The 22288-nt window shown below is 37.5% G+C and carries 23 protein-coding genes; 7 read left to right on the top strand and 16 right to left on the bottom strand.

Translation table 11 applies throughout. The annotated features are described in order from the left end of the window. Positions 1-2 precede the first annotated feature (2 nt). The gene (gene pyrE, locus ACQV2T_RS00685; protein ID WP_428873329.1) at positions 3-656 is read left to right on the top strand and encodes an orotate phosphoribosyltransferase; all 654 of its coding nucleotides are present in this window, start codon (positions 3-5) and stop codon (positions 654-656) included. Positions 657-708: 52 nt separating this feature from the next. Further along, positions 709-1950, top strand: a complete 1242-nt coding sequence (locus ACQV2T_RS00680; protein ID WP_428876584.1) for an MFS transporter — start codon at positions 709-711, stop codon at positions 1948-1950. A gap of 98 nt (positions 1951-2048) precedes the next feature. On the opposite strand, the gene ACQV2T_RS00675 is transcribed toward ACQV2T_RS00680, so the two are convergent. Genes ACQV2T_RS00675 through ACQV2T_RS00660 form a run of 4 tightly spaced genes read right to left on the bottom strand, consistent with a single transcriptional unit; the run spans position 2049 to position 5208 of the window. Then, positions 2049-2603, bottom strand: a complete 555-nt coding sequence (locus tag ACQV2T_RS00675) for an ECF transporter S component (RefSeq protein WP_428875110.1) — start codon at positions 2601-2603, stop codon at positions 2049-2051. Between the two features lie 25 nt (positions 2604-2628). After that, positions 2629-3927 (bottom strand): pyrimidine-nucleoside phosphorylase, encoded by a 1299-nt coding sequence (locus ACQV2T_RS00670; RefSeq protein ID WP_428875108.1) that lies wholly within the window; start codon positions 3925-3927, stop codon positions 2629-2631. 22 nt (positions 3928-3949) lie between these two features. Continuing rightward, on the bottom strand, positions 3950-4645 hold the full coding sequence (gene rpiA / locus ACQV2T_RS00665) for a ribose-5-phosphate isomerase RpiA (RefSeq protein ID WP_428875107.1): 696 nt from the start codon (positions 4643-4645) through the stop codon (positions 3950-3952). 17 nt (positions 4646-4662) lie between these two features. Then, on the bottom strand, positions 4663-5208 hold the full coding sequence (locus ACQV2T_RS00660) for a flavodoxin domain-containing protein (RefSeq protein WP_428873323.1): 546 nt from the start codon (positions 5206-5208) through the stop codon (positions 4663-4665). Positions 5209-5359: 151 nt separating this feature from the next. Between ACQV2T_RS00660 and ACQV2T_RS00655 the strand changes: the two genes are divergently transcribed. Next, positions 5360-6037 carry a CpXC domain-containing protein gene (locus tag ACQV2T_RS00655; protein ID WP_428873321.1) on the top strand — a complete coding sequence of 226 codons (678 nt, stop codon included), beginning with the start codon at positions 5360-5362 and terminating at the stop codon, positions 6035-6037. 108 nt (positions 6038-6145) lie between these two features. Here ACQV2T_RS00655 and ACQV2T_RS00650 read toward each other — a convergent pair whose 3' ends face one another. From ACQV2T_RS00650 to tsaE, 9 genes are all read right to left on the bottom strand, one after another. Then, entirely contained in the window at positions 6146-7102 is a 957-nt protein-coding gene (locus ACQV2T_RS00650) for a glycosyltransferase family 2 protein (RefSeq protein WP_428873320.1), read from the bottom strand. Positions 7103-7321: 219 nt separating this feature from the next. Next, positions 7322-7711 carry a hypothetical protein gene (locus ACQV2T_RS00645; protein ID WP_428873318.1) on the bottom strand — a complete coding sequence of 130 codons (390 nt, stop codon included), beginning with the start codon at positions 7709-7711 and terminating at the stop codon, positions 7322-7324. A 110-nt stretch (positions 7712-7821) separates the two neighbouring features. Continuing rightward, positions 7822-8898: an ABC transporter substrate-binding protein gene (locus tag ACQV2T_RS00640; RefSeq protein WP_428893101.1), complete on the bottom strand. Its 1077-nt coding sequence runs from the start codon at positions 8896-8898 to the stop codon at positions 7822-7824. A 2-nt stretch (positions 8899-8900) separates the two neighbouring features. Then, positions 8901-9725, bottom strand: coding sequence for an ABC transporter permease (locus ACQV2T_RS00635; RefSeq protein ID WP_428873316.1), 825 nt, complete (start codon positions 9723-9725; stop codon positions 8901-8903). Then, complete coding sequence (locus ACQV2T_RS00630; RefSeq protein ID WP_428873315.1) at positions 9718-10536, bottom strand: ABC transporter permease; 819 nt, start codon at positions 10534-10536, stop codon at positions 9718-9720. The genes ACQV2T_RS00635 and ACQV2T_RS00630 overlap by 8 nt, the downstream gene beginning before the upstream one ends. Beyond that, positions 10523-11632 (bottom strand): ABC transporter ATP-binding protein, encoded by a 1110-nt coding sequence (locus tag ACQV2T_RS00625; RefSeq protein ID WP_428893100.1) that lies wholly within the window; start codon positions 11630-11632, stop codon positions 10523-10525. The genes ACQV2T_RS00630 and ACQV2T_RS00625 overlap by 14 nt, the downstream gene beginning before the upstream one ends. Positions 11633-11811: 179 nt before the next feature. Continuing rightward, positions 11812-12711 (bottom strand): UDP-N-acetylmuramate dehydrogenase, encoded by a 900-nt coding sequence (gene murB, locus ACQV2T_RS00620; protein WP_428873312.1) that lies wholly within the window; start codon positions 12709-12711, stop codon positions 11812-11814. A gap of 85 nt (positions 12712-12796) precedes the next feature. Next, positions 12797-13360: an N-acetyltransferase family protein gene (locus ACQV2T_RS00615; RefSeq protein ID WP_428873310.1), complete on the bottom strand. Its 564-nt coding sequence runs from the start codon at positions 13358-13360 to the stop codon at positions 12797-12799. Positions 13361-13363: 3 nt separating this feature from the next. Then, a complete protein-coding gene (gene tsaE, locus ACQV2T_RS00610; RefSeq protein WP_428873309.1) occupies positions 13364-13852 on the bottom strand; it encodes a tRNA (adenosine(37)-N6)-threonylcarbamoyltransferase complex ATPase subunit type 1 TsaE in 489 nt (162 codons plus the stop codon). A gap of 124 nt (positions 13853-13976) precedes the next feature. Here tsaE and ACQV2T_RS00605 point away from each other — a divergent pair, with 124 nt between their 5' ends. Continuing rightward, positions 13977-14516, top strand: a complete 540-nt coding sequence (locus ACQV2T_RS00605) for a DUF4430 domain-containing protein (protein ID WP_428873308.1) — start codon at positions 13977-13979, stop codon at positions 14514-14516. A 68-nt stretch (positions 14517-14584) separates the two neighbouring features. Here ACQV2T_RS00605 and ACQV2T_RS00600 read toward each other — a convergent pair whose 3' ends face one another. From ACQV2T_RS00600 to ACQV2T_RS00590, 3 genes are all read right to left on the bottom strand, one after another. Beyond that, a complete protein-coding gene (locus ACQV2T_RS00600; protein WP_428893099.1) occupies positions 14585-16615 on the bottom strand; it encodes an amidase family protein in 2031 nt (676 codons plus the stop codon). A gap of 144 nt (positions 16616-16759) precedes the next feature. Next, positions 16760-17737: a phosphate acetyltransferase gene (gene pta, locus ACQV2T_RS00595; RefSeq protein WP_428873305.1), complete on the bottom strand. Its 978-nt coding sequence runs from the start codon at positions 17735-17737 to the stop codon at positions 16760-16762. A gap of 121 nt (positions 17738-17858) precedes the next feature. Continuing rightward, the gene (locus ACQV2T_RS00590) at positions 17859-18863 is read right to left on the bottom strand and encodes a DUF4349 domain-containing protein (RefSeq protein ID WP_428873303.1); all 1005 of its coding nucleotides are present in this window, start codon (positions 18861-18863) and stop codon (positions 17859-17861) included. A 136-nt stretch (positions 18864-18999) separates the two neighbouring features. Here ACQV2T_RS00590 and ACQV2T_RS00585 point away from each other — a divergent pair, with 136 nt between their 5' ends. The 3 genes from ACQV2T_RS00585 to ACQV2T_RS00575 are packed head-to-tail and all read left to right on the top strand — an operon-like array spanning position 19000 to position 22168. Further along, the gene (locus ACQV2T_RS00585) at positions 19000-19449 is read left to right on the top strand and encodes a CopY/TcrY family copper transport repressor (protein ID WP_428873301.1); all 450 of its coding nucleotides are present in this window, start codon (positions 19000-19002) and stop codon (positions 19447-19449) included. 17 nt (positions 19450-19466) lie between these two features. Beyond that, positions 19467-19673 carry a heavy-metal-associated domain-containing protein gene (locus ACQV2T_RS00580; RefSeq protein WP_428893098.1) on the top strand — a complete coding sequence of 69 codons (207 nt, stop codon included), beginning with the start codon at positions 19467-19469 and terminating at the stop codon, positions 19671-19673. Positions 19674-19696: 23 nt separating this feature from the next. Continuing rightward, entirely contained in the window at positions 19697-22168 is a 2472-nt protein-coding gene (locus ACQV2T_RS00575; protein ID WP_428875101.1) for a heavy metal translocating P-type ATPase, read from the top strand. Positions 22169-22288 lie beyond the last annotated feature (120 nt).

Genomic DNA, 22288 nt, shown 5'->3' with positions numbered 1-22288 from the left:
TCATGGAAAACGTTCATCAAACCAGCAGTAAAGAAAAGATTGCTAATATCCTCTTGGATATTGAAGCAGTTAAAATCAGCTTAGATCCCCCTTTTACCTGGTCAAGCGGTTTAAAATCACCCATTTATTGTGATAACCGCCTAATTATTAGCCATCCGCAAAGCCGGCAGCTTTTAATTGAAGCTATGGTAGCAGCCGTTAAAGAAAACTTTGCACAGGTCGAAGTGATCGCGGGTACAGCTACTGCTGGTATTCCTCACGCTGCTTTCTTGGCACAAGAATTAAACTTACCAATGATTTATGTGCGGTCTAGTCCTAAAGGACACGGCATGCACAATCAAATTGAAGGCCACTTAAATCCAGGACAAAAAGTCCTAATGATTGAAGACTTGATTTCAACCGGTGGGAGCGTCATTAAAGCGGCTCACGCCGTTCAAAATGCTGGTGGTCAAGTGATTGGGGCCCTAGCTATCTTTAATTACTTATTAGATGCCGGTCGTCAAAATTTTGCTAAAGAATCTTTCCCGCTAGTCACCTTGAGTGATTATGCCACTCTGATCGATACGGTTACCCAAAAACCTGATTTTGCAAGTCATAAGCAAAGCTTAGCCAATTGGTACAAAGATCCTCAAGCTTGGAGTCAAGCTTTTAACTAAAGTCAAAATATTAATTAAAAAAGTCCGTGAACTTTTATTAAGGAGAGTTGTTATGAAAACTATAAATTATGATCGTCGTGCCCTCATTACTTCAATGATTGCCTCTGGTTTAGATGATGTCAATGTGATGTTTTTGGCCTTTTCCCTATCCTCTATTATTGCTGATTTGAATATTTCCTCTACTCAAGCCGGTTGGATTGGAACCATTACTAACTTCGGAATGCTGTTTGGGGGACTTGTCTTTGGGGTCTTAGCAGACCGCTATAACAAATATAAAGTATTAAAATGGACCGTCGCAATTTTTTCTGCAGCCACAGCCCTTATCTTCTTTAGTCAAAGCATCAATAGCCTTTTAGCTTTACGCTTCTTAGCTGGTATTGGAGTTGGTGGTGAGTACGGTGTTGCCTTAGCAATCATGGCGGGTATTGTACCAAGCAACAAAATGGGTCGTATCTCCTCACTGAATGGTGTCATGGGACAAATCGGTTCGATTACATCCGCTGTTTTAGCCAGCTTAATTGCACCCGTCTTTGGTTGGAGAGGACTTTTCGCTCTAGGTGTTCTGCCGTTAATCTTAGTGGCTTACATGCACTTTATGATTAAAGAAGATCAAATCACTGATCGTGGTAGCCAGAAAGTCGACCGTCAACAAGCAGGTAAAATCTCTGACCTCTTCAAAACACCTGCTCTAGCCCATCAAACCATTGCTTTAATGGTGATGACTTCTGTTCAAATTGCTGGTTACTTTGGAATGATGAACTGGTTACCAACTATGATGCAAGGTAAATTAGGGATCAGCCTGGGTAACTCTAACCTTTGGATGATTACTACTATTGTAGGAATGTCGATCGGTATGTTAGTCTTCGGTTATTTTCTAGATATGTTTGGTCCACGTTTAGTTTATGGCATTTTCCTCATCCTATCAGCTATCTCGGTTTTCGCTTTTACTTATGTCCATTCTGCCTTAAGCCTTTTACTTGGCGGTGCTTTAATGGGCTTCTTTGTTAATGGAATGTTTGCCGGCTATGGCGCTATGGTTACGCGCTTATACCCCCTTCAAGTCAGAGCAGTAGCTAATAACATCATTTTAAATGTTGGTCGTGCAATCGGTGGTTTCTCTTCTCTCATCATTGGAATGATTTTAGAAAACTATGCGATGCGTGCAGTTATGTTTTTCCTAGCCAGTCTATATATTATATCCTTCTGCTTTATGATTTCGATTAAAAACCTCAAGCAAGAGAGATATCAAACCATCCATACAAACAGCCCTGCACTTGAACCAGCTAAAGTTTAAGACAATTTAGTAAAGCCCTCGACTTAAAGCGTCGAGGGCCATTAAATTTTACCAATTAAAAAGGTTCAGCCTTAAAGACTGAACCCCAAGTGGTAAATTTACTCACCAATTGTATGATAGCGTTGGAAAATTTTCTTTAAAGGGAAATATAAAACTGGCACTAAAATTGCTGTAACAAGTCCTGTAAAAAGACTGGCTGGCATGGCTGAAATCGCCATCGCAATTGCTGCAGAAGATGTGGCTCCTAAGATCATTTGATTGATAATATGCTTACCAAAGATTAATACAATCTTAGTTAATGCTCCTACGATTCCTAATGTCACAATATGACTCATACTATCCTTTTTATGGAAGAATTTATTATATATGAATGAGACCATAATCAAAACCAAGAGGTTTTCTAAAAGGGTAAAATGAACGACATAGAAATAACCATTCAAGCTATCAAAGAGGAAAAGCCCTATTAAAGCAGCAGCCGTACCACGTTTGAACCCCATTAGTAAAACTGCTAAAATCACCAAGGCATTCCCTGGATGAACAAAAGAATTAGAGATGGCGGATGGCATCGGGACACGGATAAAGGTAATCGCAGCGATGATTAAAGCAGCATAAATCCCGATTTGAACATACTTAAACGTTTTGTTATTTGACATAGTAACTTCCTTCTTCTTGCGTATTTTAATCAATTGTTTTATAAATTAGAGGTAATTCTTTAGCTGTATCAGCGATTTGAATAGCTTGGTCTAGTCGCTTCAAGCAGTCATCAATATCTTCCCGATTGGAATGGATGATTGCGAGTGGATCTCCTTCTTGAACAGGATCTCCTACCTTAGCTTTTAAGACAATGCCTACTACTGGATCAATTTCATCTTCTTTAACCGCACGACCCGCTCCTAAAACCATCGCTGCTTCACCCACTAAATCGGCTACCCAGTGACTAACTACACCTGATTTTTTAGCTAAATACGGAATTTGATACTTGGCTTTACCTAATTGTTCCGGATTATCAATGAATGAAGCATCTCCTCCTTGAATCTCAATAAATTCACGGAATTTTTCTAAGGCTGCTCCTGAGTCAATCTGCGCTTGCAACATTTCAATACCTTCTGGCAAACTTTTTACTTTCTCAGCAGACAAGAGCATTTGTGCTCCAAGATTCAGACAAAGCTCCGTTAGATCTTGCGGACCTTTACCTTTTAAGGTTTCCACAGCTTCATTGACCTCTAAGGTATTACCAATTGCAAAGCCTAATGGCTGATCCATATTAGATAAGATGGCTACTGTTTTACGACCTAAATGATTGCCTATTTCAACCATGGTGTTGGCCAACTCTTCGGCCATCTCGATTGTCTTCATAAAGGCGCCATCGCCTACTTTTACATCTAGGACAATTGCATCAGCACCCGAAGCAATTTTCTTAGACATAATGGAAGAAGCAATTAAAGGAATAGACTGGACAGTAGAAGTGACATCTCTTAAAGCATACAGCTTTTTATCAGCTGGGGTTAAATCGCCAGTTTGTCCGACCACGGCCACTTGGTGTTGGTTTACTTGAGCAATAAAGGCAGCTTCAGCGATTTCAAAATTAAAGCCCTTGATTGTTTCAAGTTTATCCAGCGTACCGCCCGTATGGCCTAAACCACGCCCTGACATCTTAGCCACCGGAACACCACAAGAAGCTACTAAGGGAGCTAGGACTAGAGTGGTTGTATCTCCAACACCTCCGGTCGAATGTTTATCTACTTTGATGCCTTTGATAGCAGAGAGATCGATCTGATCGCCTGATTCAACCATAGCCATGGTCAAATAACTAACTTCTTTAGCATTCATGCCATTAAAGTAAACTGCCATATTCAAGGCGGCCATTTGGTAATCAGGAATTTCTCCCTTAGTAAATCCGTTAATAATATATTGGATTTCAGCTTGGGTCAATGCTTGATTTTCTTGTTTTTTATGGATTAAATCTACCATTCTCATACTTCATCATCCTTAATATTGTCTAATTTACTTCACCACTACGTTCGATTTTAATAATTTCTCCATCAGCTTGGGCAACCAGAATGATATCGGCATAATTTAAGAAAAGGCCATGCTCAACTACTCCAACCTTAGACTTAATCTCGGCTGCCAACACTTGGGGATTAGGAATCTCTTCTAAATGGAGGTCAATGATATAATTGCCGGAATCGGTAATGAAAAGCCTGTCATCTTCAATTCTTCTAAAGCTTGGTTTCATCCCAGCGCTTTTAAAAGCATCATAAACTTTCCATGAGCCAAAGCGAACTACTTCTACTGGAAGAGGAAATTTCCCTAATTGGTTAACTAATTTACTCTCATCCATAATCCAAATAATCTTATCACTGTTTTCAGCAATAATTTTTTCATGCAAAAGCGCACCACCACCGCCTTTAATACCGGCGAATTGACGAGTTGTTTCGTCCGCTCCATCTACTAACAGATCGATGCGATTGACATCTTCAATTTCTTTTAAGGGTAAGCCTAATTTTAAAGCCTGTTCAGAAGAGCGATCAGAAGTAGAGACTGTTAAAATATTATTGAGTTCTCCTGCTTGGAAACGGCGTCCTAGCTCTTCAATAAACCAATATGCCGTTGAGCCAGTCCCTAATCCGACCACCATACCATCTTCAACATAAGAGGCTGCATATTTGCCCACTCGTTTTTTTGCTTCTTCCATCTTATTCGATTCCTCCATTATCCAATGTATTGTACAATTTCACGTATATACTCTACCATATTCGCTATTTGCTTTAAATCCTCTTTTTCAGCCGTTCCTCCATGATAATCCAACAAATGCCATTCCTCGGGGCCCAAAATCACATCATCCAGGCTAGTGCCTGGTTGACGCTTCATTCTTTTGGAAGCTAAGTACATTAAAGAAAAGCGCTTAGAGGCAATTCGACCACGATAATGAAAGGTTGCTAATTGTTGATAGACTCTAGCTGTAAAGGTTTCTTTTAATAGTTTCGTAAAGTTGGTAAGATTTGGGGTAGAAATGCCCACAGTGAATAAGACCCAACTCGGTTCGCGGTAGCGATTCATCAACTGATTAATCAAAGTCGACTTAAAAATCCTTCCGGAGAAAACAAAGGTGCCTACAATAATTAAATCATAGTGGTTCAAAGTAGTTCGATCAACCTCACTTAAAGCTACCATCGGAAAGTCAAAGACTCTTTGGAGGGCTCTAGCATAAATTAAGGTAGATCCATAAGGTGATTCATAAATAATTAAACTTTTCATATATTCCCCCCTCTATACCTATTACTTTAGCTATTATAGCACAGTTTAAGACAATGTGTTAATCGCTTACAAGATTATATTAATGATTCTTTCGCATCTTTCCTCATTTTTGATATACTAGAATTATTAATCCGATAAAGGAGGCAATTGAATGCCACAAACAATCCACTTAGAGTGTCCAGTATGCCAAGCTAAGCAGGAACATATCATCGAAACTGCTATCAATAGTCAAAAACACCCCGAATTAAAACAACAACTATTAGAAGGTCAGCTTCTAGCCTTTGAATGCGATCAATGTGGGGCCAAAAGACAAATAGAAACTCAAATTCTCTATCATGATCCAAAACTCAAGCTTTTGATATATTTAGCACCTAATTTTAAAGAAAATCGCGAAAAAATATTAAAAGGTCTTAGCTTAATGACAGCTGAGGAAGGGATTGATATTAGTGATTATCATTTAAGAGTTGTAACTTCAGCCCCTCAACTGATTGAAAAAATCCAGATTTTTGATCGAGGATTTAATGATCAGGTAATGGAAGTTGTAAAAGTATTAACAGATGGCCTATTTGCTCAACAAGAACCGAATCGAAAAGTACTTAACCGCTTCTTTATTCACAAAGATAATCAAGATAAATTCCTTTATCTTACAGAAGATGAGCAGCTTATGGTTGATTACCATCCATCGCTTACAGACTTCATTCTTGATAAGTTTGCTAAAGAATTAAAAAACGATTATCTCGGGCAATTTATTATGGTGGACTATGAATGGGCAAGCAATATTGCCAATCACCAACCCGGACCAGGTCAGCCAATGTTAGATGAAGAATAGGTCTTATCACCATTCCCCAACAATTTACACACTCAAATCAAGAACAGCCTACACAAGCATGTGCAGGCTGTTCTTTTATATTATCAGACTCATTTTTAAATAATTATCCTAGTCATCTTCTTCAAAAAGCTTCTCTTCTCTCACCAAATATATAGGTCGTCGTTTATCTTCGGTAAAAATTTTAGAAATGTACTTGCCAATAATACCTAAGCATAAAAATTGAAAGCCACCCATAAATAATATTAATAAGGCCAAGAGACTGATCGCAGAAGCGCTTACTTGATAAAGTAAAAAAGCCACTAGTAAGTAGATACCCCAAACCAAAGCTGTGCCAATACTGAAAAGACCTAAGAAACTAGCAATTGTTAATGGAAAGTCCGAAAAAGAAATTAAGCCATCGATAGCATAATCGAACAAACTTCTAAATGACCATGAGGATTGACCAGCAATGCGTTTAATATTAGGGTATTCTAAATATTTCACTTTAAAACCAACCCATGAGAAAATCCCTTTTGAAAAGCGATTATACTCACCCATAGATACAACGGCATCTACGACTTGTGCCTTCATCAAACGATAATCTCGCGTACCTTCTGCTAACTCAAGGCGCGAAATTAAATTATTCAATTTGTAAAAAAGGCGGGCAAAAAAAGAACGAACAACTGGTTCGCCTTCTCTAGAAGTCCTTCTGGTTGCTACCACATCGACATTTGGATCTAGAATCATTCGATACATATCTACTAACATCATCGGTGGATCTTGTAAATCCGCATCCATAATTGCAACATACTCACCTTTGGCGTGTTTCAAGCCGGCATAAAGACCTGCTTCTTTACCAAAATTGCGTGAAAAAGATAGGTATTCAATGCTGTCTGGATATTGCTGAACCACTTCTTTAATAGCATTTAGGGTTTGATCGGTTGACCCATCATCTATTAATAGTAATTCAATTTCAACTTCTTTTAGATCTTTTTGAACTTTTAAAATTGCCTCAATAAACGGCTGGATTGTCTTTTGTTCATTATAACAAGGAACAACAACAGTCATTACATTTTTTCTAACCAAAAAGATTCCTCATTTCTTAATACTTGCTAATTAAATTTGCAAGTCACTTGTCCTATTATTATATATCAAATTCACATCAAACTGTCTATTATTAAAATTTTTTCATAAAACAGTCGATCCCACGGTGCCCTTTTAAAAAAATAAACTTAAACACCCATAAATAAATTAGTGTTTAAGTTTATTGTTAAAGATTAAAACCATCTTAATTGCTAAGAACAGTTAGATGTTTTTAAGTGATGGCTGACTCAACTCTTTGGCTTCAATGGAATACTCGAACAACCACTCGCACTTGGGTATGGGATCAGCCAATTTAAATACTAAGATCCACTCACCTGATGGAAGAATGCCTGGACGTGTTCCACTGCTTGATTCTAACTCATCAAGACTTAGAATAATCCGTCGACCTTGACAAACATTTTGAATATCGATTCTTAAATTATAGTGTGAATCATAAGCCATTAATGAGTCAATCGCATAATCCCCCAGATAGGTATTGAATTCAAACACTAAATAACTAATAGTAGCTGGAAGCTCTAAGCGTTCAATGATAAAAGAAGCTGATGGGTCTTCATAATCTTTAATAGTTAACCGCTTATTAACAAGTTGCAAAACGATCTCTCCCTTCCAATCATAAATCCTTAATAAGTTTAACCGTTGATTATGAATTTTGTAGCCTATTTACTGTTAAGTTTATGTAAATTTATACTCTCAATAAAGAATTAACGCGGTTCTAATTTAATACGTAAATATTCATCATTATATTCGATCAATTTTTCTTGACCAAGGTTACGATAAATTTCTAAATGATCAATAATTTCTTGCGGAGGATAAAAGGCCGGATCGGCAATTACTTCTGGATCCATTAAATCAATGGCATCCTTATTAGGGGTAGCGTATCCAATATATTCAGCATTTCTAGCTGCTATATCTGGGCGCATCAAGAAATCCATTAAAGCGTGTGCACCTTCGAGATTTTTTGCACCTTTAGGAATGGCCAAGGTATCAAACCAAATGTTAGACCCTTCTTTCGGAACCATATAGGCTAAATTTTCATTGTCATACATAGCCATGGCAGCTTCGCCTGAATAAGTAACGGCTATTGGGGCTTCTCCGATTGTCGCATACATTTTAATTTCATCTGCAAGTAAAGCCAGGATATTAGGCATTAATTGTTTCATCTTTTGAGTGGCCTTAGCAATAAGTTCACTATCTGTTTCATTAAGTGAATGCCCTTCTGATTGCAGACCAATCCCAATCACTTCACGGGCGCCATCAATTATCATAATCTTATTACGATATTCTTCTCGCCAAAGGTCATTCCAACTGGTAATTTCGTCTTCCGCAATTTGACTGCTATCATAAAGAATGCCTAAAGTACCCCAAAAATATGGCACTGAATATTGATTGCCTCGATCAAAAGGCTGGTCCAGAAATTCTTCATCAATATGTTTGAGATTAGGTAAGCGTTTATGATCAATTTTTTCTAATAAATCCATTTCCATCATTGTTTCTACCATGTATTCACTCGGCCCAATTAAATCATAATTGGTACCAGCTTGTTGAATTTTTGTGAGCATGGCCTCATTAGAATCAAAGGTTTCATAAACTACCACATAACCCGTTTCTTCTTCAAACTCATCGATTAAATCAGGATCAATATAATCGCCCCAATTATAAAAATTGACAATATTACTCTCGCCCGTTAATCCTTGACTAGATTGTAGGTAGTAACGCCCAACAAACATCAAAGCCACTGCAAGTAGAATGGCAATCATTACTTTTACTAATGCTTTCATTACTAACCTCCTCTAGCTTGACGCATTTTAAGTGCTGCTTTTCGCTGTTCTCCGACCCTGAGCGTGTAATAGCCAAAGACTAAAAGTAAAGCTAACAAGAACATTAAAGTAGAGAGCGCATTAATTTCCAAGCTTACCCCTGTTCTAGCACGTGAATATACCTCAACTGATAACGTTGAGAAACCATTCCCAGTTATAAAGAAAGTAACAGCAAAATCATCTAAGGAATAGGTGAAAGCCATGAAGTAACCGGCTAAAACACCACTTTTAATGGAAGGTAAAATAATTCTTGATAGAATCTGATTCTGGTTGGCTCCCAAGTCTTGAGCCGCCGTAATCATGGCTGGATTCATTTCATAAAGTCTTGGCAAGACCATTAAAACCACTATCGGCACATTAAATGCAATATGTGATAACAAAACAGTGGTGAAGCCAAATTCAAACTTTAATAAGAATGAAAACATCAAGAGAAAGCTAGCTCCCATCATGACATCGGGTGTAACCATTAAGACTGAATTTAGATTAAGAATAGCTTGACGACTACGATTAGAACGATAGTAATAAATAGCTATCGCTCCTAGAGTGCCAATGATGGTTGCAATTAAAGCGGATAAAAGAGCGATAATAAAGGTGTTTAAGATGAAGGTCATCAGACGTTTATCTTCAAAAAGGGTTTGATAATGCTCTAGCGTAAAACCAGAAAAGTTAGTCATGTCTCCACCAGCATTAAAGGAATAAAACATTAAATAAATCAAAGGTGCGTACATTAATAAAAAGACAAACGCAATATAAAGGGTAGAACCCATTCTTTTTTTAGTTTTATGCATCTTGACCACCTCCTGCCTTAGAACGATCCCTAGTAGTAAATAGAATGATGAACATAATCAACATTAAAACTACACCGATGGTTGATCCCATCCCCCAATCCTGGGTAACTAAGAAATGCTGCTCAACAGCCGTACCTAAAGTGATTACACGGTTTCCTCCAATTAAGCGGGTAAGCATAAAAAGAGAAAGAGAAGGAATGAAGACCGCTTGGACACCCGAGCGCACTCCTCTCAGTGATAAAGGAAAAATCACACGCCGAATGATGGTCATCTTAGATGCTCCCAAGTCATAGGCCGCTTCTAATAGACTGGGTTGAATCTCATTGATTGAGTTGAAAATCGGCAAGAACATAAAAGGCAACTCAATATAAGCTGCTACTAGAAGGAAGGAAACATCAGTAAACAGCAACTGTTGTCTACCGAAACCAAGCGCTTCAAAGAAATTATTTAAAGGACCCGAATTACCTAAGATGCCTATGAAGGCATAGGTTTTAAGCAATAAATTAATCCATGTTGGTAAAATAATCAGCATCAACCACAAGTCTTTATTTTTGCTTTTAGAAAGAATATAAGCTAGTGGGTAGGCTAATAAAAAAGTGAATAAAGTTACAAGAAAGGCATACCAAAAGGAAGACAGAGTCATTCGGATATATTCCATTGAAGTGAAAAAATGCTGGTAGTTAGCTAGGGTAAATTGTCCATCAATGCCTATAAATGACCGTTGAAAAAGCACTAGTAAGGGAGTAATCACAAAGATGGCTAGCCATAAATAATAGGGGATAGCCAACAAATGAATATTAGTCTTCTTCATTTTCCCCCTCCTCATATTGCTCTAAACGAGCGTCAAATTCCTCCTCTGTTTCATTAAATCTCATAACATGAATTTCATCCGGACCAATTTGCAAGCCGATTTTTTGTCCAATATCAACCTTCTCTGTTGTGTGAATCATCCATTCGTTTTGCTCATCATCATAGGCAATAATTTCATTGAACATCCCTCTAAAGAGCATAGTATCAACTGTTGCGTTAATCTGACCCTGATTAGGAGCAGTGATTTTTACATCTTCTGGTCGAATCACAACCTCTACTGCTTCGCCTTTAGGAATCCCTGCATCCTCACAATCGAATTCATGACCGACAAATTTAACCCGGTAATCAGCCATCATGGTTGCATCAATAATATTTGATTCTCCAATAAAGTCAGCAACGTATCGATTAATCGGCTCATCATAAATATCTGAAGGCGTACCCGATTGCACAATTTCTCCTTTATCCATAACAAAAATCCAATCAGACATAGCTAAAGCTTCTTCTTGATCATGTGTGACAAAAACGAAAGTAATCCCTAGACGCTGTTGTAATTCACGTAATTCATACTGCATATCGGTTCTTAATTTTAAGTCTAAAGCTGATAAGGGCTCATCTAAAAGTAGAACGTCCGGCTCATTGACCAGTGCGCGTGCAATCGCTACCCTTTGTTTTTGACCACCTGACATTTCATTAATATTTCGTTCTTCATAACCATCTAACCGCACCTGCTTAAGCGCAGCTTGAACTTTGTTTTTAATGATTTGTTTGTCAACATTTTTGACAGATAAACCAAAGGCAATATTATCAAAAACATTCATATGTGGAAAAAGTGCATAATCTTGAAAAACGGTATTAACTTTACGTTTATTAGCAGGAATGTTGGTTACTTCATTTCCTTCAATCGATACTGTCCCTTCACTTGCTTGAGTAAAGCCTGCGATAATTCTTAAAATTGTTGTTTTACCGCATCCTGATGGTCCAAGCAAAGTATAAAACTGTCCTTGTTCCAACTCCATATTAATATTTTTTAATACCATTTGATCATCAAAGTGCTTTGAAACGTTCTTTAACTCGACACTTAGTAATGCTTCACTCATGCTTGACACCCTCTTTTGTATTTTTTGAAGGAAACCTTCCGCCCGATTATATCATGTTATACTCACGCTTTGTAAGTTAGATTTTAAAATAAAAATCGACAAACATTAATATTCAGTAATCTATCTGTAAACATTAAAAAAGCCACATGTACACATGTGACTCCTAATCTATAAATAAATTATTCGACATCCTCACCAATAATACGGACTTCTGTTTCTAGATGTACTTGGTTCTTTTCCCAAATAGTTGCTTGGATAAAAGCAATTAAGTCAGTATAGTTTGTTGCCGTTGCATTATCCACATTGACAATAAAGCCTGCATGCTTCTTAGACACTTCAGCTCCACCGATACGATAGCCCTGTAGACCAGCATCTTGGATTAACTTCCCTGTATAATAACCTTCAGGTCTCTTGAAAACAGATCCACATGAAGGATATTCTAAAGGCTGCTTGGATTGGCGTAAATGTGTTAGATGATCCATTTCTTCTTCTATATGTGCAAAGTCACCAGCTTGCAATTTAAAACGAACAGATAAAATCAAATCATTTTGCTCTTGAAAAACAGAATGGCGATAAGAAAAATGACAGTCTGGATTTTTAAAGGTTTTAATTAAGCCATCACGACTGATTACATCGACTTCATCAATGACATCTTTGACTTCTCCGCCATAGGCCCCCGCATTCATATAAACAGCCCCACCGATCGAGCCTGGTATACCACAAGCAAACTCCAGGCCTGTAAGTGAATGTTCGAGCGCTAAGTGAGTTAGTTTAATCAATGACGCCCCTGATTCCGCTTCAAGGATGTTAGAATCGATGCGTCGCATCGACTTCATCTCAGTCATCATGATGACAACGCCACGAATGCCACCATCTTTTACTATTAAGTTGGAAGCATTACCTAAAACCGTTAAATCTAACGGCTGATTTTTTACATAGTTCACAATGGTTTCCACTTGAAAGCGATCATGAGGAAAGACCAAATAATCTGCCTTACCACCTGTTTTTGTATAAGTATATTTTGATAGAGGCTCATCTTTTAATATTTTGATGTTAGGAAATTTTTCTAGTAAATTCATTTTATTTTCCCCTTCAGTATAATCGTCATTCCATTCTAGTTAAAAGGATGTCACTTGTAAAGTGGCATCCTTTTATGTAAGCGATTTACGCAAGATTTTTTTCCATAGTATAGACATCGTAATAAAAATGACCATGTCTTAAACGCTGACTTAAAGTTCCTTTGATATCAAATCCAAACGATTTATAAAGTCGGACAGCCCGTTGATTTTCAGTGACCACTTCTAAAGTTAAAATTTTTAAATCAACTTTTTTGGCAAAATCAATTAATTCTTGCACAATCATTTTGCCAATTCCATAGCCCCAATATTCTTTCACAATCGATACTCCTATTTCAGCGATATGGTCTTGCTTGTGACTTGAGAAATTAGCTAAATTACCGATTCCAATAACTTGATCGTCAACTTCAATAATTAATAATAATGATTTTTTAGCCAACAGGTAGTTTCGAATCAATTCTTTTTCTTGCTGAACATCCAGAGATAATCCTTCAGGTCCGGTTGTAAGATAATTGGTATCTTTACCGATATGTCTCATTAATCCTAAAATGGCGCGAGCATCTTTGACTTGGGCTTGACGAATTGACAGTTGAATCTCTTCTTCGACCATTTCGACTTGTTTTTCTTGGTCTGGATTTTCTCGATAAGACATTGTTTAATCGCCCCTTTCTATATGATCTCTAAACTTTTGAAAGATGATTTGATGCTTATTATCTGCTTGTGGCGATAAACTTATTTCTATTTGACGTTGGTTTTGATCCAATAATTTGAAAGCTATCTCTATATGACTTTTCGGTAAATAATCTGTAATAAATTGTGGCCATTCAACCAGACAAATAGACTGTTGATCGAAAAACAAATCAAAATCAACAGTATCCGCTCCACCTTCTTCTAAGCGATATGCATCAATATGGACCACTCGCTCAGCTACTTGCTGAAGTTCATATTCTTTAACTATGGTATAAGTCGGACTTTTAATGGCTCTATCAATTCCTAAAGAACGCCCAAAAGCCTGAGTAAAAGCTGTTTTCCCCGATCCCAATGGGCCTGAAAGCAAAATAAGACTTCCTGGTTGAATGACTTTAGCTAATATTTTAGCCAGGCTTTTTGTATCCTCTAAGTTATGACTTGTAAAGTTTATCATCTTTTTTCCCCATTCACTTGCTGATAGATTAAGTATAACGAAGATTCCGGCAAACATCGAATTATTTGACTTTAGAGGTGATTATTGCTAATTTTATAGTAATAGAAAATGAGGAGGTCAGTTGATGAAAAAAATACTACAAATATCCACAGCACTTATCTTAACCGTTTTTTTAGGCGCTTGCGATATGTTGCCTGGAAATGATAAAGCAAAGGTAGAAAATGCCCCTACCGAAGAGGTTACTACTAATGAAGAAGAAAAAACAGATACTACCATGGCTGCTGAAGAAACCACAATGGAAGAAACTACTGTTGAAACAGCTGCTAATGATGCTGAGGGACTAGAAGGTACTGCAACAATCATTATTAACCAAGAATCGGGAGCCCCTCTTGAATATGAAGTAAATAATATCGGTGGTGTGAGTGTTCTAGAGGCTATGTCTGCGATTGAAGAGTTAGAATTCAACTTCAATGAAGATGAAGGTGTTGTTGATATTATTGATGGTGTAGAGAATGACTACGCTCCAAACACTTGGGTGTATTTAATTAACAAGCAATTTGCCGAGCTGGGTGTTGTTTCTCAAAAATTAGAAGACGGTGATGAAATCGAATGGTATTATGGTACTATCGATGATATTCCTGTTACAATTATTCCAGCAGAATAATCAAAAAAGCTATTAAATGCTATAAATGTAAGAAAACCACTCTTCTGGAAGAGTGGTTTTAAATTGCCTTATTTTTTACGAACGAAGTAACCGGCGATGCCGAATAAAGTAAGGCTTATACTGTACATGACCAGCTGATCACTTTCCCCAGTGTTTGGAAGTGTATCCTTCGCTGAATCAGTGGCTTGAACTTGATGATCCTTTACGACTGGTTGTGAAGAAGGGCTATTGGATAAATGATTGTCTTCAGCCTGTTCTTCAATATTGCTTTGGTCATCCAAGTCCTCAATTTGAGTATCTGCCCCATTTCCTACTGTTTCATCCGCTCCCGGAAATGGATTTAAGATGTTGTCTGTATCTGGCTCCACATCTGGATTTGATTCCTTATCATCACTCGGACGATTATAGTAGGTAATAAAGCGATTGCTTTCTTCTAACAGTTTCCCAATTTGTAGTAAACTGCGGTCGTTTTTAGCAAATGTGTTGAACATTACACCCATCGGCAGTCCTTTATCTGTCAAATATGTTGGTAAGCTCAGTGCAGGTGTACCAGTTAGATTAGCCAATTGAGTGTAAGGAGTCAAAGTCCACGCTGGTAACCATTGATCATAAATTACTTGTAATTTTTCAACTTTACTCAAACCAGACATGTCTTCCATTACTTCAGCCAGCTCTGGACTAATATGATTATAATCAGCCTTTGGAGCTGGGTAAGCATTAGTAGCTGTTAATAAAAATGGATATTTTGAATAGAAAGCGTTCATATCTTCTGTCACTTGATGGATATAGTCCCAAGCTCCAGCTACATCTTCTTTAGTTAAATCCTTTGATGTTTGGTATAAAGCCCAAGTTAGCAATTCCACATCTTCTCTTTGAATTGGTCGACCAAGTGGTCTCTTTGCTATGTAGTCCAAAGAGCCAGCAGCCGAAGAAGCAAGAATGTAGTATTGCTCCATTAATTTTTTTCCATCTACTGGATAAGCTACTTCCTCGACTAAATAACCTTCACCTTTTAAGAAATTGGCTACCTCTCGAACTGCTTGAATAGCATCTTCTGATATCGGCGTTCCAGCAGGAGTCATAGTTGTATAGGCTATGGGAGTGGTCTTGTCAAAGCTTCCTTGCAGTACATGTTCACGCGTCTTTTCTTTTAATAAGGTCTCAAAAAGTGTAATTGTATCTTGCATTGATTTAGTCTCTGCAAAGTGGGTGGTTTGATTGTTTATTGAGCTGCTATCCCATGTTAAAATTCCTCTCGATGGATGTAAACCAATTAAACCTGACCAAGAAGCTGGAATTCTAGTAGAACCACCGGCATCACTGGAACTTGCGACTGGTACTTGCCCAATTGCGACAGCTGCTGAAGATCCCCCTGAAGATCCTCCCGGATTATGGGCTAAATTCCAAGGATTATGTGTGTCACCATACAATTCAGAATTAGTTACATTGATCCAACCCATTTGCGGATAAGAAGTTTGACCGATTACAATAAAGCCTGCTTCTTTAAAAACTTTTACTTGGCGACCATCTCTAGAAGATGTTTGATCTTCCAAAAACTTGAAGCCGAGTGTATTGCTACCCTCTTCCACAGAGTGACCTAGACCCTTCACTAACATCGGCACACCATAAAAAGGCTGACCAGTATCTTCCATCGCTTCAGCTTCAGCTAAAGCAGCTTCTTTGCGTGTTGAAATAACGTTATTTAAATCAGGATTTGTTTCTTCGATTACTTGAAAAGCAAATTCAATTAATTCTTTACTTGTTGTTCTTCCACTTCTGACCATTTCAGCAAGGGTTGTGGCGTCCAACTTTTTATATTCTTCAATAGTTAAGGGAGTTTGTGAAGATGTTTCGCCTTCACCTTGTGAATCAACTTCCATTCTAGCAGGTGTTTCTTGTGGTTCTTCTTCACTTTCACCAGGAATCACAACCTTGTCAGATTCTATCTCTGGATTTGATTTTACTTGAATAGATTGCAAGCTGGAATTTAAGCTTTCTACATCTGATTCCATAGCGTTTACATTCACTGCAAGTGGCGTGAAACTATTTAAGGCAAGGGTTGACAACAATAAGAGTCGCTTCATTAAACTTTTTTTCATTGATTTCCTCCAATAAGTAATTTTTCACAAAATCCATTGTAACATGTTCTTCACAAATGTGAAAATGATTCTCATTAGATTTGCATGAGAAAAGCTCCTCAATCAAAAATCTGCTTGAGGAGCTTGGTTTATAATTTATTTAGGTTAGTTATTTAGAGCCTGGTTGGCTGTGATAATTGCTACTTTAAACACATCTTCTTCTACACACCCTCTTGAAAGGTCTGAAACGGGTTTATTCAGTCCTTGTAAAATTGGTCCAACAGCTTGGAAATTACCTAAGCGTTGCGCAATCTTATAGCCAATATTTCCAGATTGAATTTCTGGGAAAACAAAGACAGTCGCTTGTCCATCAAGAATAGACCCAGGAACCTTTTGTGCAGCCACCTCAGGAACAATAGCCGCATCAAATTGCATTTCACCATCAATGGTCAATTCGGGTGCTAATTGCTTCGCAATTTTAGTCGCTTCTGCCACTTTATCTACTTCTGGTGATTTGGCTGATCCATAAGAAGAAAAACTTAACATCGCCACTTTAGGATCAATACCAAAGATTTCAGCTGTTTTAGCACTTTCTACCGCAATTTCAGCTAAAGATTGTGCATCAGGATTAATATTAATAGCGCAATCTGCAAACACTAATTTTTGACCATTGGTATGAGGTGGAACCATGATAAAGGCTCCTGAAATTAATTTTACGCCTGGTCGTGTTTTGATAATTTGTAAAGCAGGCCTTACTGTATCTCCTGTTGAGTAAACGGCTCCACATACCATTCCATCCGCTTGATTGGTATAAACCAACATGGTCCCAAAGTATGCAGGATCTTTTAGGAGTTCAATAGCTTCTTCTCTAGTATTCTTACCCTTACGTCTTTCAACAAAAGCTTCAATCAATTGATCCATTGCTTGATATTCTTCAGGGTCATGGAGAGTAATCCCTTCAATCACCCAATTTTTTTCATTGGCTAGTTGTTTAATTTCTACCTTATTACCCAAAACAATCGGTTCCACAATATCTTCGGCATGCAAGCGTACTGCTGCTCCTAAAACACGTGGGTCAGTCCCCTCAGGAAACACTATTTTGATGCCTTTTCCTTTTATCTTTTCTTGTAACTGTTGAAACATTGCTCGATCACTCCTTAATATTCACTGTCACTCTTAATGATACACTTTTATAAAATTGTTCTCAATATTTTTATTTAAAATTGTATCTAGTCTTTGGGATAAGGTATATAATCTGATTCATTTACTTTTCATCTGTTTCACTTGGATGGAAATTCTGTTTGATATTCTGTTCATGTTTAGCACGATTTAACATTCGATTTTCTTTCTCATTTTGAGGATAGTATTTACGGTAATTATCGGCAATCTTTTTAAAAAATAAGCGATACAATAAATAGATTGCCAAACAAATCATTAAGAAGGGTAAAGATGCTACCAATAATAAAACAAGATTTTCTAGCATCCACTTGGTAGAAATCAAAGCTTCTTTAAAAGTATTAGCTATACGACCTATAAAGGAATAATTTTGATTGCGTTCTTCTGCTAGAACATAGCGCTCACTCAAAGTAATATTGATAGTGGCTTGTTCTATTTGATTTTCCAAGTTAGCTTGTTCGGCTAAATATTGATCTCTTTGAATAATAGCATTTTCAATTTCAGTTTGAATTTGGACAATTTCTTCAATTTTTTCTGCTTGATCTAATAAGGCATTTAACCGGTCTAAACGATCCTCTACGGCTTGTAAACGGATGTCAATATCATTGACCGAGCGAGTGACATCTTGGGACCCTCTACTTGACGATTGCAAAGAAACATCCGGCAGGTCTTGGAGTTTCTCAACTGTTTGATTAAAGTTCGCCTGTGGAATACGCGCAGTCAAAATTAACTCACGCAACTCTTGCTCACTATCAGAAAATTGTCCGCCATCTATCAAATACTCATTTTGATAGTGAATGCTGCCTTTGCTTTTTTCAATCACTTCAAATAAAGCTTGTTTGGCCTCCTCATATTTTAAGGTCTCAAAATATAAGTCTGCCTTTTGAATCAAATAGGCTTGGTCAGCAGCTACTTCTTCTTGATAAGTTTCATTAGTCATTCTCATCTGTTGATTATCCAAATTGATGGAATCATTAAGAATTTGGTCTGGGGTTTTTTCTGACTTAAAAGAGCTTTGATTAAAATTTTCACAAGCTGCTAAACTCATTGTAACTGCTACTACTAAAATCAATAATTTGTAGTACTTTTTCATTTTATTTACTCCTTCAGATATTTTTCTTTATTATACTAGTAAATTTAATGAAAGACTAAGTTATGACTTGCAATTTGATGTCTACAGTTGTAAACTTTAAGTGAAGTTACATGTGTAATCAGAGAGGAGTTTTCTTATGCAAGAAAGTCTTTCAGTCCCATCGATCACTGATGCAGAATGGGAAATTATGCGGATAGTCTGGGCCCATCATTCACTTACTTCACGCCAAATTATCGATACTGCTAGTCAATTTTCTGATTGGAAAGAAGCTACTATAAAAACTTTAATTAACCGCTTATTGCAAAAAGAACATTTGACTCTTGAAGGAGAACATAAACCCTATCAATATCAAGCAAATATTTCTGAAAAAGAGGCTGTTCATGCAGAAATAAGTAAGCTACTGAACCGCATTTGCAATAAAGATAAGGCTCCTTTTATTCATCAAATAATTAATGATGTCATCTTATCACAAGCTGATTGTCAACAGCTGATAAAACAATTGCAGGATAAGGGCAAGCAGGCTCCAAGCCAAGTAAAATGTAATTGCCCAGTCGGTCAATGTCAATGTCACTCATGGTCTCATTAATTAATGGAGGAATTATCATGAAAAAACAAGATTTTAAAGTCCAAGGTATGTCTTGCAGCCACTGCGCTCAAACTATTCAAGATTTGCTTTTATCAATGGATGGAGTTGAAAAAGTAAATATCCAAGTGGATACTAAAGAGCTTACTATTGAGCATCAAGACTTTTTAGCTATGGAAGATTTTAATCAGGTGCTTAAAGATACTCACTATCATTTAAGCAAATAATCGATCCCTAAAGGAGGGCTAAAATGCAATCAAGTACTTATACTATTGATGGAATGTCCTGCGCTTCTTGTGCAATGACAGTCGAAAAAACGCTTAATCAAACAATGGGTGTTGAAACAGCCGAAGTAAATCTACTGAACCACTCTGTAAAAGTCAATTTTGATCCACAAAAGGTCACATTTGAGACACTGGCTGATCGAGTAGAAAAGGCAGGCTATCAGCTATTACCTTCGATTAATGAAGCGCTCATTCAAAACTTTCGGATTGAGGGAATGTCTTGTGCTTCTTGTGCGCAAACAGTTGAAAAAGCAGCCAATCAACTGTCGGACGTTCAGTCTGCTCAAGTCAATTTTGCTACTTCAACATTGAATGTTGAGTGGGATCATAAAGCCCAGCCAGATAAAGCGATTGAGGCGGTGCAAAGAGCGGGTTATAATGCCAGTTTAATTATTTCTCCTGAAGAACAATATCAAAAAGATTTAGAGCGAGAACAGCAATATTTAAAAAAGTCCAAGCAAAAAATTATGGGTATGGTCCTGTTCACTCTGCCACTCTTTCTTTTAGCAATGGGTCCAATGATTGGCCTTCCTATTCCGGATTCTCTTTCAATAAAGCAACATCCAAGCGTTCATGCCCTCATTCAGATGATTTTAAGTAGTGCTGTTTTATATTTAGGTAAAGATTTATTTATTCGTGGATTCAAGAGTCTTTTGAATGGCCACCCCAACATGGACAGCTTAGTCGCAATAGGTAGTGGAGCCGCTTTTGTTCAAGGTCTAGTCGTAACGCTCTTTCTATTCATCAATCCTCTTCAAAATAGTCAAGAGATTGAATTATACTTTGAATCAGCTGCAGTAATTGTCTCTTTAATGACAATCGGCAAGTATTTAGAAGACATTGCTAAAGGACGAACTTCTTCAGCGATTAAAACCCTAATGGATTTAGCACCTAAAGAGGCACGTAGAATTAAAGAGGATGGCTCCATTGAAATTGTTCCAACCGAACGAATTCAACCAGGAGATCATTTGCAAATTAGACCTGGAGATACCATTCCAATGGATGGAATCATTCTTGAAGGTCAATCCAGTGTCGATGAATCGATGTTAACTGGTGAAGCCATGCCGGTTAATAAAAGCAAAGGCGACTGCGTAACTGGAGCTAGTTTAAATAAAACCGGTGGCTTTACCCTGAAGGTAGAACGAGTAGGGCAAGACACTACGCTTTCTCAAATTATTCAATTAGTTAATGAAGCTCAATCTTCCAAAGCTCAAATTGCTAAATTTGCTGATGTGGTAGCTTCTTATTTCGTCCCAACTGTTATGGTGATTGCCTTAATCAGTGGTTTATTCTGGTTCTTTATAATGAATCAATCCTTAACTTTCAGTTTACAGATTTTTATTAGTGTTTTAATTATCGCTTGCCCTTGTGCGCTTGGTTTAGCCACTCCAACAGCTATCATGGTGGGAACAGGTAATGCTGCACAAAAAGGGATCTTAATTAAAAGTAGTGCCAGTCTAGAAACTACTCACCAAGCAGATACTATTTTGCTTGATAAGACAGGGACTATCACCCAAGGTCAACCGAGTGTGACTGATTTTTATCCTGTTGATGAAAAAGATAAAGCTATTCTATTAAGTAAGTTAGCAAGTGTTGAAGCCAACTCAGAACACCCTCTTGGCAAGGCAGTTGTCGATTATGCCGAAAGTTTCGGCATAGAATATCAGGCTTTGAAGCAAATCCAATCAATTACAGGTAAGGGAATTACTGCTGAGATTAATGGCGAAAACATAGATATTGGTAACCAGCGTTTAATGGAAGAAATATTAAGCCAACCCATCCCTCAAGATTTTCTCTCACTAGCAGATAAACTGAGTCATGAAGCCAAAACTGTTATTTTCTATGCAATTAACCGCCATTTCCAAGGCTTATTAGCCATTTCAGATCCGATAAAAGAATCGAGTATGGAAGTAATAAAAACTCTCAAAGCAATGGGTCTTAAGGTGATGATGGTGACAGGTGATAATCAAGCCACAGCAGAACATATCGGTCAATTAGTAGGAGTGGATAAAGTCTTTGCCGAAGTTTTGCCTGAAGATAAGTCACGTATTGTAAAGGAAGTACAAGCAACCGGCAATAAAGTGATTATGGTCGGTGATGGCATTAATGATGCCCCTGCTTTAGCACAAGCTGATATCGGCATGGCGATCGGGTCTGGGACCGACATTGCGATTGAATCTGCTGATATTGTGTTAATGAATAACCATTTAACCACCATTCCGACCGCTATTAATTTGAGTCATGCGACTATCCGCAATATCAAACAGAACCTTTTCTGGGCTTTCTTCTATAATGTGATAGGCATTCCTTTTGCGATGGGCGTTATCTATCTATTTGGTGGTCCCTTACTTAACCCAATGATAGCCGCCTTAGCTATGAGCTTTTCTTCTATCTCTGTTTTACTTAATGCTCTACGCTTAAAATTTTTTGCTGAATAATTAACAACTCATTCGAGGAGTGGCTCAAGTTGAGCCACTCCTTTTTTGTGAATCAATTAATTTTCATGGAATTCCTAGAATTGATACACCAAACTAAAAAAATTTACTATAATAGAAGTA

It is taken from the genome of Facklamia sp. P13069 (genome assembly GCF_050409405.1).
Taxonomy (GTDB): Bacteria; Bacillota; Bacilli; order Lactobacillales; family Aerococcaceae; genus Facklamia.
This window is presented reverse-complemented; position numbering and strand designations above follow the sequence as displayed.